The sequence below is a fragment of the Bartonella sp. AU16XJBT genome (genome assembly GCF_028618665.1).
Lineage (GTDB): Bacteria > Pseudomonadota > Alphaproteobacteria > Rhizobiales > Rhizobiaceae > Bartonella.
Window position 1 is genome coordinate 61,753 of record NZ_JAQITF010000005.1, and the last position, 17,215, is coordinate 78,967.

The 17,215-nt window shown below is 38.3% G+C and carries 8 protein-coding genes and 1 pseudogene; 4 read left to right on the top strand and 5 right to left on the bottom strand.

Annotated features, from left to right (window positions below; genetic code table 11):
- The first annotated feature begins 67 nt into the window (after positions 1 to 67).
- From trxB to PVV66_RS04400, 3 genes and pseudogenes are all read left to right on the top strand, one after another.
- A complete protein-coding gene (trxB, locus tag PVV66_RS04390; RefSeq protein WP_273717609.1) occupies positions 68 to 1,024 on the top strand; it encodes a thioredoxin-disulfide reductase in 957 nt (318 codons plus the stop codon).
- 42 nt (positions 1,025 to 1,066) lie between these two features.
- The gene (locus PVV66_RS04395; RefSeq protein WP_273717608.1) at positions 1,067 to 1,972 is read left to right on the top strand and encodes a LysR family transcriptional regulator; all 906 of its coding nucleotides are present in this window, start codon (positions 1,067 to 1,069) and stop codon (positions 1,970 to 1,972) included.
- A 298-nt stretch (positions 1,973 to 2,270) separates the two neighbouring features.
- Positions 2,271 to 3,374: pseudogene (locus tag PVV66_RS04400) on the top strand (Arm DNA-binding domain-containing protein).
- Positions 3,375 to 5,230: 1,856 nt separating this feature from the next.
- On the opposite strand, the gene PVV66_RS04405 reads toward PVV66_RS04400, so the two are convergent.
- The 3 genes from PVV66_RS04405 to carB form a co-directional block, all read right to left on the bottom strand.
- Positions 5,231 to 6,433 carry a pyridoxal phosphate-dependent aminotransferase gene (locus PVV66_RS04405; RefSeq protein WP_273717607.1) on the bottom strand — a complete coding sequence of 401 codons (1,203 nt, stop codon included), beginning with the start codon at positions 6,431 to 6,433 and terminating at the stop codon, positions 5,231 to 5,233.
- Between the two features lie 323 nt (positions 6,434 to 6,756).
- Positions 6,757 to 6,966 carry a cold-shock protein gene (locus PVV66_RS04410; protein WP_006590201.1) on the bottom strand — a complete coding sequence of 70 codons (210 nt, stop codon included), beginning with the start codon at positions 6,964 to 6,966 and terminating at the stop codon, positions 6,757 to 6,759.
- Positions 6,967 to 7,222: 256 nt separating this feature from the next.
- Positions 7,223 to 10,708 carry a carbamoyl-phosphate synthase large subunit gene (gene carB / locus PVV66_RS04415; RefSeq protein WP_273717606.1) on the bottom strand — a complete coding sequence of 1,162 codons (3,486 nt, stop codon included), beginning with the start codon at positions 10,706 to 10,708 and terminating at the stop codon, positions 7,223 to 7,225.
- 709 nt (positions 10,709 to 11,417) lie between these two features.
- Between carB and PVV66_RS04420 the strand changes: the two genes are divergently transcribed.
- A complete protein-coding gene (locus PVV66_RS04420; RefSeq protein ID WP_273717605.1) occupies positions 11,418 to 11,951 on the top strand; it encodes a methylated-DNA--[protein]-cysteine S-methyltransferase in 534 nt (177 codons plus the stop codon).
- Here PVV66_RS04420 and PVV66_RS04425 read toward each other — a convergent pair.
- Both PVV66_RS04425 and pepN read right to left on the bottom strand, forming a co-directional pair.
- Complete coding sequence (locus PVV66_RS04425; protein ID WP_273717604.1) at positions 11,948 to 14,269, bottom strand: PAS domain-containing sensor histidine kinase; 2,322 nt, start codon at positions 14,267 to 14,269, stop codon at positions 11,948 to 11,950. The genes PVV66_RS04420 and PVV66_RS04425 overlap by 4 nt on opposite strands.
- Before the next feature lie 289 nt (positions 14,270 to 14,558).
- The gene (gene pepN, locus PVV66_RS04430; RefSeq protein ID WP_273717603.1) at positions 14,559 to 17,186 is read right to left on the bottom strand and encodes an aminopeptidase N; all 2,628 of its coding nucleotides are present in this window, start codon (positions 17,184 to 17,186) and stop codon (positions 14,559 to 14,561) included.
- Positions 17,187 to 17,215: the final 29 nt, after the last annotated feature.

Here is a 17,215-nt window from a genome sequence, read left to right on the forward strand (position 1 = left end):
TTTTTTAAAAGGCTGCATTCCGTTATAATTTATAGAATAATTAAGTTGAAAAAGTGAAGGGGATTGAATGATACAATCGCATATTCGTCTGCTGATTATTGGCTCAGGTCCGGCTGGTTATACAGCGGCGGTCTATGCGGCAAGAGCAATGCTCCAGCCGGTTTTAGTGACAGGCTTGCAGCAGGGTGGGCAATTGACAATTACAACGGATGTCGAAAATTATCCAGGTTTTGCTGACCCCATTCAAGGACCGTGGTTGATGGAACAAATGGCAAAACAAGCTGAGAATATGGGGACAAAAATTGTCTATGATACGATTACAAAGGCAGATTTATTGAAGTATCCTTTTGTCTTATATGGGGATTTAGGAACACAATATTCTTGTGATGCGCTGATTATTGCAACAGGGGCTCAAGCGCGCTGGCTTGGTTTAGAAAGTGAACAGACCTTTATGGGTGGTGGTGTTTCTGCTTGTGCTACGTGTGATGGCTTTTTTTATCGAGATAAGGATGTTATTGTTGTAGGAGGAGGCAATACGGCCGTTGAAGAAGCTCTTTATTTATCGCATATAGCAAAAAGTGTAAGCGTGGTTCATCGGCGAGAACAGTTTCGGGCAGAGAAAGTTTTGCAAGATAGGTTGTTTGCTTGTAATAATGTACGTGTTCTTTGGAATCATGTGGTGGAAGAAATTGTGGGGCTGCCAGCTCAGGGGGCAAAGGGAGCTGTTGTAACGGGGGCACGTTTGAAAAATGTTAAAACAGGTTACGAGATGAAAGTGGAAGCAGAGGGCATATTTATTGCCATTGGGCATGATCCTGCTGTTTCTCTATTTGAAGGACAGCTGAAACAAAAACGAGGCGGCTATTTATGGACAGCACCGGATTCAACAGCAACAAGCATTGCGGGTGTTTTTGCTGCAGGGGATGTAACAGATGAAACATTCCGTCAAGCTGTAACAGCCGCGGGAAGGGGATGTATGGCAGCATTGGAAGCAGAACGGTTTTTAGATATATCTAAGCGTTAATAATTCATTGAGAATAGAGAGAATCGAGAGGTAGAATTAATTGTGGCGTCACCGTTGGATTGGGATAAGTTAAGGGTTTTTCACGCAGCAGCAGAAGCGGGATCTTTTACGCATGCTGCTCAAAAGCTTCATTTATCCCAATCAGCGGTTTCACGGCAGGTCTCGGCTTTAGAACAAGAAGTTGGGGTATCTTTATTCCAGCGTCATGCGCGTGGTTTGATTCTCACAGAACAAGGAGAAACTCTTTATCGTACAGCTCATGATGTTTTGATGAAGCTTGAAAGTGTACGTTTGCAATTAAGTGAAAGCTATGCAAAACCAACGGGGCATTTGCGTGTGACCTCGACCTTTGGAATGGGGGCCGGGTGGATTGCAGAGCGTATGCCAGAATTTCTTAGTCTTTATCCTGATATGCAGGTCCAGCTTTTGCTTTCTGATGAAGAACTTGATTTGACAATGTGTCATGCAGATTGTGCTGTTCGCCTCCATCAACCCCAACAACCTGATCTTATACAAAGAAAATTATTTACAATTCATATGCATGTTTATGCTTCAGAAAAGTATATTGCAAATTATGGAAAGCCTGAAAAATTATCTGATCTCGATGAGCATCGTATTATTTCATTCGGAGAACCTGTTCCCCCTTATTTGTCGGGTTTAAATTGGTTGGAAAAAGCTGGTAGAAATGATGGATCATTGCGTGTTTCAGTCCTGCAAATCAACAATATCATCTCCATCAAGAATGCGCTTATGCGTGATCTTGGGATTGCTGTGTTGCCTGATTATATTGTCAACAATGATGAGCACTTGGTACGTCTTTTTCCTGATATGGTTGATATTCCTTCTTTTGATACTTTTTTTTGTTATCCTTATAATTTAAAGAATTTGGCAAGGTTGAATGCTTTTCGAGATTATATTTTCTTAAAAGCGCGTCAGTGGTCTTTTTAATATTCATGCCTTAATTTATAAGGAACAATTAATTGTTTTGCACCTTAAGATTCTCGTAATATTCTTTCGTTTTAAATTTTCCCATATTAAATCAATTAAAATCATTCATTGAATGACATTATAAGTATACAACTTATTGATTTATAATGATAATCCAGTGTTCATTCATATTGAATGAGAAGCTTAAGTACCGTAAGATTCTCTCATTTCAAACCCGTTTATATTGAATCAATCAAAATCACTTGCTTGCACGTCACAAGCGGGGAGGACATGTGGATAAAAATTATACAAGAAAAGCATGCCTCTTTTGAATCGTCTCAAGTGCCAAGAGCTATCGAAACATAGGGGCTGGCAAAGTGTGTGATGGTGTCGGTTTTCTCCTTCACAAGCGTAAAGATGGAAGGGTTCAATGGCTTTATCGTTATAACATTCACGGGGTGCGCCATCGTGAGATGGGGTTGGATGCTTTGAGAGATGTCTTTTTAAAACAAGCGTGTGAGTATGCAACGCAATGGCGATCTGTTTTATATGAAGGTTGAAGATCACAACACCATTAAAGAACGCGATAAACAAAAGCGTGAGGCAATAAGTAATCTCTATTATTTAAAAGATATTTCTCGAGAGACTTTTGAAAGTCAAAAAGCAGAATTAAAAGGTGATGGTAAAAATAGCAGTTGGTTTTTTATCCTTAAAATTTCATATTATTCTCCCAATAAGGCCGCCTCCCTTTTCAGAAATTACAAAGAACAGAAATACGCTTACTTCTATCTAGCATATAAAAAAGTTGATACAGTTCGTAAAGCGCTGAACCGTCTTAATATTTGTTTCAAAAATGCGGCTGACTTGGGTTTAGATGTTGATTTACAAGCAACAGAAACAGCACGTGCTCTTTTAGGAAAACAACGTCATAAAACGTAAAGCTCTCCAGCTATGGGTTGGAGAGATATTCCGACTTTTTACAAAATATTTTGCTAAATAACAACCCTAACACAACTGACTGTGCGTTTGCTTATTCTTAAAGGAGTTCGTTTTTTCTCTTATGTCATATTCATAAAAATCAGGTTGAGGGTGATATTTGGACATCCTTAATTCGAGAATATAAAAGGTCAACGGATACTATAACAGAGTTTCGCGTGCTTTTATCATGAGAGGTATTAGCAATTTTAAAACAAGTGCGCCTGCTGTCTCACAAAGATTTTTTTTGAGGTCGTGGTCCCTTTGCTGATAGTTGTATATCAAAGTATATGAGAAAAAATGTAAAGCTTGTTCGCATGGGTTTGACTCTAGTTGACAGAATTGGCTCGCTGAAACAATAGATACTTCTTATGAGGTCGCTGAAATTATTTTAGGTCATAGGGTGGAAGGTGTTTGTGTGGATAAATACTTTTGCAGAAAGGGATAAAATGTCTTTTATGAATTCGCTCAAATGTGAAGGCTGTTATAACATTAAAAATTAGACAATCGTATAAGGGTGACCTCTTTCTATTTAATTAAAGAGAGCGGTCCAAGATTGAGGAAGAATTAAAGCTATGTGTTTATTGCATAGCAGATACGCTTAAGTCTTTATTGTGCTTCTGCTTATAAAATGACATAGAATATTATCTCTTGATTATGTTGCCTCCCATTGCATTTTCTTGAGTGTTCCCTTACGAAGATCTGACAGATTGATTTTATCTCTGAAGATTTTCCAGATTTGCCGGACGTTTGTCCGGCTTTTTTTTTATTCCTAAAAAAGTGCTTAGAAATTGCAATGCATGGGAAGATTGATAAGAAAAAAATTTCAAAACTTATGGATATCCAACGAATTTTTTGGGTAGGCTAAAACTCAACGAGGAATTTGAGAGAGATTTATTCTTTTGTACCATAAAACTTTGTCTTTGGGGGGATATAAAGCATGTAAACTTTATACATGCAGTGTTTTTTATGAGAGTATGAGATGAATATTGAGGGATTTTTCGTAAAACCTATGAAGTCAATCAAGTGGTTAGTAGGGAGAACTTAAGAGAAATTGAACTATTTATGCAGCGGAGAAGGGTAGATTCTTTTTTATTTTAAGGCGAAAACGATGCCGTGAAATAGAAAGGTTTAATTGTAAGGGGCGTTTAATTATAAGAGCGATTGTGTTTAAAAGTACGAGGTCTTTCTTAGTGTTATAAATTGGATAGGGAAGGCAAGTTTTATCAATTTACGCGCTTCTTTAAGAAATATTCTTCAGTATGCCCAAGCTTTCTGATATCCGTGAATAGCATCACGTAAAAGTTTTGACAAAATGGTATAAGATTCACTGTACAACTATTTTTACACTCATGAAGAAGCAGGTTGCAGCATGATCATTCTTTATAAGCTTTCAATAGTTGCGTAATCCTTGCATTTGAGAGAGGGAGGTATTTTTGCTCCTTTTTTTAAGTTTTTACCAACACATCAACTCTGCTTGTGATATATAAGAAAATGATATCGTTTTGTCTCAGATAGATTTGAAATAAGGGAATCTTACAAGAGGATACTTCAAGTTAAGAATCAACGAATTTATAAATCAATATTCTTCTATATATCACTTATTATAACTTAACGTAACTATAAAATATAATATAATTTGTATTGTATCTGGAGAAAATAAAGAGATGCGAAATTTAAATCAGTCCATTTCCATAGGAGGGTGAAAGACCACAATAGATTAAAAATATTATATGATGTAAACTTTGCTTGAGAGGCTTTTGTTTATAATCTCTCATATGAAACATACCTTCAAAAACGATAAAAACGACTAAATTTTTTAAAGATATCTCTTTTTTAGAAATCCCTCTGTATATAGAAAAAACATTGATTATAATTAAACTAAAATTCGCGAGAAGAATGCTCTTGCCTATAAATTAAAACAAAATGTAAATATAACGCGCTTTTTCTGAAATTCCGTTTTTATCGTACATTTATAACAACAAATACATCGTTCTTTCTTAAGTGAGGAGAGGGCAAACAAGATGATTTCTTAATTTGAATTTCCCTATTAATCCTGAAATTTATATTTTCGATAGAGAAAACTAAACAGGTTTTTCATTTCTCATGACAATAGACTGATTCATTTATTTGATCGCTGGTTTTTTTTGATCATTATCTGCCAGCTTCTATTTTTTTTATTATGTTTATTCATGAATATTTTTGCTAAATCGATAGGCTCTATCCTTAACATAGCTTTCGATATTTTGTCGGATAGATTGACATTCGGCAAAAAAACAATCACAAGAGATAATGTTAAAAATTTTAAATTAAACTGTTGCAAAAGCATTGGATACGTGTGCAGGCTTCTTCAAGTAATTTTTCTGATGTTGCGTAAGAAATACGAAAAGTTGACCCAAGTCCAAAAGCAGCCCCTTGGACGACAGCGACAGCTTCTGTTTCTAGAAGTGCTATCACAAAGTCTTCATCATTCCGAATACATTGGCCGTTTGGTGTTTTCTTGCCAATAAGTCCTGCGCAAGAAGGATAAACATAAAAAGCACCTTCGGGGGTTGGACAATGAATGCCGGGAGTTTGGTTTAGCATGGAAACAACGAGATCACGGCGAGCTTGAAAAATACTTTTATTTTTAGCGATAAAGTCTTGAGGTCCATTGAGTGCTTCAACAGCAGCCCATTGTGAAATAACACTCGTGCCAGATGTTTGCTGACCTTGAATGATATCCATCGCTTTAATGAGTTCTTGTGGGCCACCTGCATAACCGATTCTCCAGCCCGTCATTGCATAGGCTTTGGAAACGCCATTCATTGTGAGTGTACGCTCATAAAGCGCTGGTTCTACTTGAGCGGGAGTCACAAAGGTAAAACCTTCATACGTGAGATGCTCATATATATCATCGGAAAGGATATAGATATGAGGATATTTTACTAAAATATCCGTGAGTTTTTTCAATTCATTATATGTATAAGCGGCTCCCGACGGATTTGAGGGAGAGTTAAAGATAAACCATTTTGTTTTGGGGGTAATAGCAGCTTCTAGCTCTTGTGGTTGGAGTTTATAAGAAAATTCGGCTTTTGTTTCTAAAAAGACAGGCGTACCCTCGTTAAGCGCGACCATTTCTGGATAACTCACCCAATAAGGGGATGGAATGATGACTTCATCTCCTTTATTCAACGTTGCCATCAAAGCATTAAAGAGAATTTGTTTTCCACCGGTCCCAACAATAATTTGTTCTGGTTGGTAAAGAAGGTTATTTTCTCTTTTAAACTTTGCAGAAATTGCTTGGCGCAACTCTGGAATTCCAGATATAGGAGGGTATTTTGTTTCTCCCCGTCGAATGGCTTCAATGGCCGCGTTTTTGATATTGTCTGGAGTATCAAAGTCTGGCTCCCCAGCACTTAAAGCAATAACATCGCGTCCTAATGTTTTTAAGTGACGGGCCTTTTGGGAAGCAGCAATTGTTGCAGAAGGTTTGATACGAGACAGCTTGTCGGCAATAAAAGCCATAATTTAAAATCCTTATATTATATCAACAAATGATTATTGCTTTAAGGATATTCTATAAGAGATTATATTGTATGCAATAAAAAACTTCCAAAATACTTTGACACGCGTTTTTATAGTGTTGTTTTTTGAGAATTTTAACAAGGAATTCTTCTCTTAAGGATTATAAAAGTTTTAGAGGAAGGATAGGAATACTTTGATAAATTGTGCAAAATAGATAAGCCGTGTTTTCTTTTATCCAGGTCAATTTTGCTTTCTACAAAATAAAAAAAATCTCCGTCGTTATAGACGAAGATTTTTAAATAAAATATTGCAGAATTCAAACTTTAAAGAGCTGCAAGGTTGCCAGCGGCAAATTTCCCTGAACGACGGTCTTGAAGAACATCATAAGACACTTTTTGTCCTTCATTAAGATTGCTTAGACCAGAACGCTCAACGGCGGAAATGTGTACAAATACATCTGCACTGCCATCACTAGGCTGAATGAATCCGAAACCTTTTGTTGTATTAAACCACTTAACTGTTCCTGTAGACATAGGAAACTCCTTAGATATATAATTATATTGTGTACTGAAGCTATAATTCTTCAATACGGCTGTAGATCGAAATTAGGTGGGAGAAGTCTCGTCAAAAGTGCAGAATACACAGGAAAGAAAGTCACGTAACCGAAAATTCGATAAAACTCATATAGGCGCCTTTAGAATAAAAAGCAAGCTTTAATTGCTATTTTTGATAAAGAAAAAATCGAGAAAAAGTATCAAAAAGCGTATGCTTTTCCACATAGCAAGAAATTCAACTGAAATAACTTTGCAGGGAACGCACTTCAAGGCGCTTTTTTTTGAGTGCTTTGATCGCTTCTACAACGGCTTCGGCTCCTGCTATTGTTGTATAATAGGGGACATTTTGCATGAGTGCTGCATAGCGTAATGATTTAGAATCTGAGATGGCACTGGCAGTGCTGGTTGTATTAAAAATCAATTGAATTTGGCGATTACGAATAGCATCTTCAATATGAGGGTGTCCTTCTAAAACTTTGTTGATTTTTTTTGCCTTAATATGATGTTCGGTGAGGAATTTTTGTGTTCCACTTGTAGCAACAATAGAAAAGCCAAGCTCTGTTAAACGTTTTACAGGATTTAAGATGCGTTTTTTGTCTTCATCTCTTACAGAAACGAATACGATTCCCTCCTTAGGGAGTTTTACACCAGCTCCAAGTTGCGCTTTAGCAAAAGCAAGCGCAAACTCATAGTCAAGTCCCATAACTTCACCGGTTGAGCGCATTTCTGGACCAAGAAGTGTATCAACACCTGAAAAACGAGCAAAAGGAAACACGGCTTCTTTGACAGCGATATGTTGTTTTTCCTGCGAAGAAGGTAATCCACCATAAGCTTGGAGAGCATTGTGCAGCGTTTCTCCTGCCATAATATGTGCAGCCATTTTAGCAATAGGGCGACCAATTGTTTTTGCAACAAATGGAACCGTCCGTGAAGCGCGGGGATTGACCTCTAAGACATAAATGGTGCCATCTTTAATGGCATATTGTACATTCATTAAGCCGCGAACATGAAGTGCTTGTGCGAGTGCTTTGGTTTGGCGCTCTAATTCAGCGACTATGCTCTGTGAGAGCGTATGGACTGGTAAAGAACACGCGGAATCACCGGAGTGGATTCCTGCTTCTTCAATATGTTCCATAATCCCAACGATCAGTGTTTCTTTGCCATCACAAAGACAATCAACGTCTACTTCAATTGCTTCTGTTAGATAGGTGTCAAAGAGAAGCGGATTTTTACCAAGCAATATGTTTATTTGTCCTGTTTTGTCGTTGGGATAACGGGCTTTGATATCTTCAGGGATTAATTCAGGAACACTTTCAAGTAAATAATTTTGCAAACTTCGCTCGTCACGGATAATTTGCATAGCACGTCCTCCTAAAACATAAGAGGGACGTACAACCAATGGAAAGCCTAGTTCATGGGCGATAAGGCGTGCTTGTTCGATAGAGTGGGCAATACCATTTTGAGGCTGTGTTAAGTTAAGTTTAAATAACAGTTTTTGAAAGCGATCTCTATCTTCTGCTAAATCAATAGCATCCGGTGAAGTCCCTAAGATGGGAATATTGTGATTTTCGAGAGCACTTGCCAATTTCAATGGCGTTTGTCCGCCAAATTGAACGATGACTCCAACGAGTTCGCCTTTTTCCTGTTCTGCTTCTAAGATAGCGATAACATCTTCTGTTGTTAAAGATTCAAAGTAAAGACGATCAGAGGTATCATAGTCAGTTGAAACGGTTTCAGGATTGCAGTTAATCATAATCGCTTCAAAGCCAGCATCACGCAGTGCAAAAGCCGCATGGCAGCAACAATAATCAAATTCAATCCCTTGCCCAATGCGGTTTGGACCACCACCTAGAATAGCAATTTTTTTGCGTTCAGAAATCTGTGCTTCTGAGTGTTCTATACCGGACAAGGGAACTTCATATGTTGAATACATATAGGCTGTAGGAGAAGAAAATTCAGCAGCACAAGTGTCAATCCGTTTAAAGACTTGTTTAACATTCAGTGATTTGCGCAAAGCGGCGATATCATCGGGTCCTTGTCCGCTAAGGGTGGCTAATCGGGCATCTGAAAATCCCATAGCTTTTAACATACGCAAGTTATCTGCATCTTGGGGTAACCCATGGATGCGGATACGCTGCTCCATTTCAATGATGGAGGCTATTTGTTCTAAAAACCACGGATCAATTTTACTTATTTGATGAATTTCACTCAAGGGTAAGCCTGCACGCATGGCTTGAGCAATATAACGCAGACGGTCAGGGCTTGGGATGGCAATGGCTGAGCGTATAGAACTTTTTTCATCACCTTCAGCATGTTCTGGGATGACAATTTCATCAAGACCAGTAAGTCCTGTTTCAAGTCCACGGAGTGCTTTTTGTAATGATTCTTGAAAAGTACGTCCAATGGCCATGACCTCTCCTACAGATTTCATTGCAGTCGTCAGAACAGATGATGACCCAGGAAATTTTTCGAAAGCAAAACGAGGAATTTTTGTCACGATATAGTCAATAGAAGGCTCAAATGACGCTGGTATTGCACCACCTGTGATATCATTTTTTAATTCATCAAGTGTATAGCCAACGGCTAGTTTTGCTGCTATCTTGGCAATGGGAAACCCCGTTGCTTTTGAGGCAAGCGCTGAAGAGCGAGAAACACGTGGATTCATTTCAATAACAATGAGGCGCCCATTTTCAGGATTGACAGCAAACTGTACATTGGATCCTCCCGTTTCAACACCAATTTCACGCAAAACAGCAATCGAAGCATTGCGCATACATTGGTATTCTTTATCGGTTAAGGTGAGAGCAGGGGCTACGGTGATCGAATCACCGGTATGAATCCCCATCGGATCAATATTTTCAATAGAACAAACAATGATACAGTTGTCATTCTTATCACGAACAACTTCCATCTCATATTCTTTCCACCCTAAAACACTTTCTTCAATGAGAACTTCTGTTGTAGGAGAAGCTTCAAGCCCCCGTTCGATAATTTCATAAAATTCAGAGCGGTTATACGCAATTCCACCTCCAGTCCCACCAAGGGTAAATGAAGGACGAATAATCGCTGGAAGCCCAACAACATCAAGCGCTTGAACTGCTTTTGCTGTTGCATGAGCGATATAATGTTGTTTGCGATCTGCTTCGGTATGTCGCCAGTTGCGTTCAAGTTCTTCGAGAGCTTTTTCAAGGGCTGCACCAGAAAGTTTTTCTTTAAGTTCAGCACGCGTTTTTGCATGTTGTTGGCGATTTTCTTCTTTCAGTTCTGTTGCATTGGCTAACATAGACCGTGGTGTTTCCAAACCGATTTTTGCCATCGCTTGGCGGAATAAAGCACGATCTTCCGCTTTATCAATAGCTTCGGCATTGGCACCTATCATTTCAACATGATAGCGGTCTAAAATACCCATACGCTTTAATGATAAAGCGGTATTGAGCGCTGTTTGTCCTCCCATGGTGGGTAAAAGGGCATCTGGACGTTCATGGGCAATAATTTTGGCAACGATTTCAGGCGTAATGGGCTCTATATAAGTTGCATCCGCTAGATCTGGATCTGTCATAATCGTGGCAGGATTAGAATTGACCAAAATAATCCGGTACCCTTCTTCTTTTAATGCTTTACAGGCTTGTGTGCCTGAATAGTCAAATTCACATGCCTGACCAATGATAATAGGTCCTGCTCCGATGATAAGAATAGATTTTATATCTGTGCGTTTGGGCATGGTTTTTTCCTATGACAAATATCTGTGCACGATTATAGCAAGAAAAATATTTAAGTTTTGAGGCTCCGATCATTTTATAAGTTATGTGACAAAGAAAGTAAGCACTAAAATACCTTTTCCATGCTTTTTTTCATAAAATTGAAGATAAATTTCTTTTTCGAGGTTGAGTTACCCTATCACTATATCAAAAGGATAACCTTTGATAAGAAAATAAGAAAGCTTAGAAGAACGAGAATATTCAAGCATTCGTGGGGAATAAAACATGAATCATTATGCTTTGATGAAGTTTTGTAAAATGAAATGGGAAGTTTATTGTGTTGTTCCGTAAAACACGACTGTTTAGAGCGGTGATATAAGGCATAAAATTATACATGAGGTATTTTTGTTAGAGTATGCGATAAAATTCAATCTAGGATTTGTTAGGAGAATTTATGAAATGAGTCATATTGAGGTGGTTAAGGTTGGAGACTGTGAGAGGAGAAGTTGGATTATTTAAAGATTGTCTCTTGTCGTAGTTTTGGTTTTCTAGGGGAAGAAGAAGGTCAATCTCTGTCTGTGTCTATTTCCATAAAATAGTGAGAGTGTATTTTAGGACAGTAACGAAGAAAATAATTTCAGAATAATCATGTTTGGTTTTAAAAGATAGTAAATACTTTCCCTTTATTTTATGATGATGTTCAGAACTTTTTGAAATATAGAGAAAGTTAAAATGCTGAACATTTCCCAAAAGAGAATATTCTGTCTAAAAGATGTATCCATAGGAAAACTTTTGGTGGCTAAGTCTCAACAAGGGATTTGTCATATCGCATTAGGGGATACGACAGAGCAATTATTACAGGAGTTTACGGTACGCTTTGGTGATGCACAACAAGTTGTGGGTGACAATGCATTTAAGAAAGATGTCGCCCATATTATAGCCATGATAGAAACGCCTAAGTTGGTAAAAAAATATAATTTTCCCTTAGATATAAATGGTACAGTTTTTCAACGGCAAGTATGGACGGTATTATGCGATATACCGTGTGGTGAAACAATTTCATATGAGGAATTAGCGTGCCGTGTGGGGATGCCAAAAGCTTTTCGTGCCGTTGCTCATGCGTGTGCACGTAATGAATTGGCTGTCCTCATTCCTTGTCATCGTGTAGTGTGTAAAAATGGTTTTATTTCAGGGTATCGTTGGGGAGTTAAACGGAAACAGATTTTGCTACAACGGGAACAAAATGGGGAAATTAAAAAAAATTAACTTTGCGTGATGGGCATTATAATCGTTACCGTTGTTCCTTTCATTTCTTTTGAAGTAATTTCAAGTTTCCCTTTGTGTAGTTCTAATAAGGAGCGTGAAATAGCTAATCCAAGACCTGAACCCGTATGGGATTTAGTAAGCTGATTTTCAACTTGTTCAAAAGGTTGTCCAAGTTTTTTGATGGCTGATTGCGGAATACCAACGCCTGTATCTGTAATTTTAAAAATAAGGTTATTTTTTTTCTTGAAAGCGCAGACATCAATATTTCCACCAGAAGGCGTAAATTTAACGGCATTAGAGATGAGATTAAGGAAAATCTGTTTCATTGCACGCCCATCAACTTCAGCATGAAGTTTTGGGGTGATATTTGTTGTAACAGCAATATTTTTTTCTTGAGCTTGAGGCGTTAGTGTTCGTACTGCTTCACTAATGATGGGCTCAAGGTCGGTATTTTTACAATCAAGCGTAAATCTTCCAGCTTCGATTTTTGACATATCAAGGATATCATTGATAAGGGTTAGAAGATGGGTTCCTGAATTATAAATATCATGCATATATTCCTTATAGCGTTGTGAACCAAGAGGTCCAAAAGTCGATTGCAACATGATATCTGAAAAGCCGAGAATAGCATTCAGAGGTGTGCGCAATTCATGAGACATATTGGCTAAAAATTCTGATTTAGCCTTATTAGCACTTTCGGCGCGCTCTTTTTCTGCTTTCAGACTTTTATTAAGTTTTTCAACTTCTGTTGCACGTTGTTGAGCACTTCCTCTCGTACGTTTGAGTTCTTGAATAAAAGAAAAAAGACGCCTTTCACTGTCTTCAAATTTTTCTTGTTGTTGTTTAAGCTCAGAAATATCAGTACCAATACAAACCAATCCTCCATCTTGGGTTCGCCGTTCATTAATTTTAAGCCAACAACCATCTGCCGTTTGGCGAATACTGGTTAAGTTGCCGGTACCATCATCTTTGAGGGGATATTCACTGAGTGCAGGGCGGGCCATGGCTTCGACAGTTGCACGTTGGATCCCTGATTGTAGAATTTGTTTCGGAATAGCGGCATATTCACAAAATTTGCTGTTGGACATGACTAAACGTCCCTCAGCATCCCACAAGACAAAAGATTCTGAAATATTTTCAATCGCATCACGGATGCGAAGATCGGCTTGTGCTGTTTGTTCAGCCAATTGTTGCTGTTCACTAATGTCGAAAGAAATACCAACCAAATGAGGTTCTTCTTCTTCAGTAACTTCGGCGCGAAGCCGCATCCATACATAATGACCATCAGCATGACGCATGGGAACATTGATATCGATATGTTTTTTTTTGCCTCCCATTAATTCTTGAGCAAGGTCAAAAAAATTAGCATCATTGGGATTGATAATGGCGCTAATTTGCGAAATTGAGAGTAATGCATCTTGAGGGACATAGCCAAGCATTTCGTACATTGCGCGTGACCAATAAACGCGCCCACTTGCCATATTCCAATCCCATAATCCACAACGCCCACGCATCATTGCCATATCAATACGGTTTTGAAATTTTTCTGAAACAAGATCTGTCTTACGTGCTCGTAAAAGTTGATTATAATAAGCATAAAGAAGAACAAGAATAATACCGCTTGTTCCGATGAAGAGGGTTATATTAAGCGAAAAAAATTTGCGCCATTCCATAGCGCTATCTTGCATCTTTTCACTAATGAATACGCCATATTGCCCGTTTTCTGTTTGGTGAAATGAAGCAAGAGCAGGGGTATCCTTGCCTATTGTGATTTTCATAATTCCAGCGCGTTGTCCAAGAGATTGCAAAGCAATGCTGTCAGAGATAAAATCTTGCAAAGGTTTTCCTAAGACAATCTCTGAACTGGATGAAGCTAAGACATTGCCTTTTTGATCAACAATGGCGATTAGAGCGCTGGGATTAATAAGATCTTGATTGCGAAAAACGGTGAGGATATTTTGCAAATGATGATGAGAAAGGGCAGAGACTTTTCCTTTCTGAGAAAGAGCCAATAAGTCACGATCAATTGTGTTAGTAATATGAGAAGCTAAGAGCGTGAGGGTAGAACGCGTGCTTTTATCAACTGTATTGCGCCAATCATAGATTGATACAAAACGAATGACCGCAAGGACAATAAGAAATGCGACAATGACAAATGGAAGTGAGCGTCGTAACCAAGGTTCAATAAAGAGAAGCTTTTGATAGGCAGAGCCAGAAGGCAGATGAATATGTTTTGTCTGCGCTTTATGATTTTGAGCGCTCGATTTTGAATCAGCATATATCTCCGTTGGCGCATTATATGCGTCCAATTTAGTCATCTCTTGTTCCTTTAATTCCGGAATAATGTGATTTAAAAACTGCTTCGATTTTCATGAGTAAGCCCCATAAGCGTGCAGTGAATCAAAACCGGAGTCTTCTGTCCAGTCTTTTTTTTAAAAAAAAGTATTTTACTTTTATGAATGTGGAATATGGAAGGGAAAAGGCATTTGAAACATGACCGATAAACAGGCTTAGGGTGCCTGTTTATCGGTTTAATGATGATTGAGGTGTTTATAGAATTTATTTCAAAAAATATTATAGTATATTGATTTAAAATATTTTTTTGTTTTAAGTGAGCAGACGATTGATGATATCAGCGACATCGCTTGATAATTTTGGTGCAGCAGAAATTGCTTTTAATTCTGTTTCAAGTTTTTGTTGCCGAATGGGTTCTAATTGTCGCCAAGAGCGCATCATTGTTAATAATCGTGAAGCAAGCTGTGGATTTTTTTTGTCAATTTCCAAAATGATTTGGCAAAGAAAATGATAAGATGCTCCATCTACTCTGTTAAAACCTGTGGGGTTGTGAGAAGCAAAGACACCGATCAGGGACCGTACACGATTAGGATTATCCTTTGAAAACAGCGGGTGTTGCATGAGCTTTTGAACATTCTCGAGTGTTGATGCGCCAGCAACCATTGCTTGAATAGAAAACCATTTATCCATGACCAAAGGGTCATACCGATAGCGATTTTCAAAATCATTTAAAGCATTTTGTGCCTGCGCACTTTCATTAAAACGCTTTACGAGAACAGCGATACTCGCCATTCGGTCAGTCATATTATCAGCTGTTGCATATTGTGCCGCAGCACGATTTGGATTGGCTTCAGCAATGGAAAGGTAATCCAGTATGATATTCTTTAATGCTCGCTTTCCAGCTTGTACAGTGTTTGGTGAATAGGGCTCTTGGGTTTGCATCTGCTCATAGAATTTTGTTAAGAGCTCTTGGTGGGTTTGTGCAAGTGAAGCTAAAAATTGATTGCGGACATAATGAATACGATCTGGGTCGATATTTTTACCGATTGTATGCGCAAGCTCAACTTCACTAGGTAAATTTAAACAGAAAGCACGAAATTCAGGCTCTAAGTTTTCATCTGTTATGATTGTTTCAATCAGCTTTAGCAAAGCAGAAGGGAGTGTTGCTTTTGTCAGTGTTTTATCTTGAATGCTTTGAATCAAAGCTTGCGTCATTAATTGATTAAGAGATTGCCAGCGATTGATGTGATTGTCATCATGTTGTGCAAGAAAAATAAGTTCGCTTTCATTGAATGGCATCTGTAGAATGATTGGCGCAGAAAAGTCTCGCAGCAGTGATAAAACAGGTTTTTCACGGAGACCCTTTAATGTAAAGGTTTGGCTTTCCTTGGAGAGCAGCATAACGTCTGATTGAATATCTGTTTCCGCTTCATAAGCGAGGCTTTCTCCATTAGGTCCTAACAAGCCAAATGCAATAGGAAGAAGCATAGGCTTTTTTGTATTTTGTTGCGGGGTTGCGGGAATATGTTGCTTGGCATGAATTGTTAAAACACCATCACGATAATGACTATCGATTTCTACGTTGGGAGTTCCAGCTTGTTCATACCACAGCATGAATTGAGAGAAGTCCCGGCCAGATACTTCAGCAAAACAGGCGATAAAATCTTCAATTGTACAAGCTTGTCCATCATGACGTTGAAAATAAAGATCAGTACCTTTACGAAAGAGAGAGGGACCTAAAATCGTTCGTATCATGCGAACAACTTCAGCACCTTTTTCGTAAACCGTTGTGGTGTAAAAATTATTAATTTGGCTATATTGACGAGGACGAACAGGATGAGCAAGAGGTCCTGCATCTTCGGCAAATTGCGTCGCTTTTAATGTTTTTACATCTTCAATTCTCTGTAGGCTGCGTACATTTTGATCTGATGAAAATTCCTGATCACGATAAACAGTGAATCCTTCTTTTAAACAGAGTTGAAACCAATCGCGACAGGTAATACGATTACCGCTCCAATTATGGAAATATTCATGGGCAATGACGCGTTCAACATTTCTATAATCCTGATCGGTTGCTGTTTCGGGATCGGCAAGAACATATTTATCATTAAAAATGTTAAGTCCTTTATTTTCCATTGCCCCCATGTTAAAGTCTGAAACAGCAACAATATTGAAAACATCAAGATCATATTCGCGCCCGAAATGTTGTTCATCCCAACGCATGGAACGTTTGAGCGCGTCCATTGCATAAGCAGCGCGTTTAGTTTTTCCTTTTTCTACATAAATACCAAGCGCGATACGTCGTCCAGATACAGTTGTAAAATGGTCTTCTAACTTATCAAGATCGCCACCTACTAAAGCAAACAGATAAGATGGTTTGGGATAAGGATCTTCCCAAACGGCAAAATGGCGATTATTCTCTAAAGTTCCTGTTTCTACGAGATTCCCATTTGAAAGCAAGATTGGGACTGTTTGGGAGTCTGCTTCAATTTTCACTTTATAGGTAGAAAGAACATCTGGACGGTCGTAAAAATAAGTCATACGACGAAAACCTTCCGATTCGCATTGTGTGCAATAAACACCATTTGAAAGATAAAGCCCCATAAGTTGGCGGTTACTTTCAGGATTCACTTCCGTAACCAATTTTAATGTAAAAGGAACTGCGGGTGGCGTTGTAATTTCTAAACGTGAAGGCGTAACTTGATAAGTGTCTGGAGCTAATGTCTCTCCATTAATCGCAACAGAAATTAAAGTAAGATCATCTCCAGCAAGCACAAGAGGTGTTAATTCTTTTGTATCGTGACGGGGTTCAATAGACAATATGGCTGTAACATAGGTTTTTGTTGGTGCCAATTGGAAAGAAAGTTGTGTTTTGGGGATAGCGTAAGGGGTTGGCTGGTAGTCTTCCAAACGATAAATAGGTGTTGTTGGCTGTTCCATAGTTTTCCCATTCATATTTTAAGAGTTAA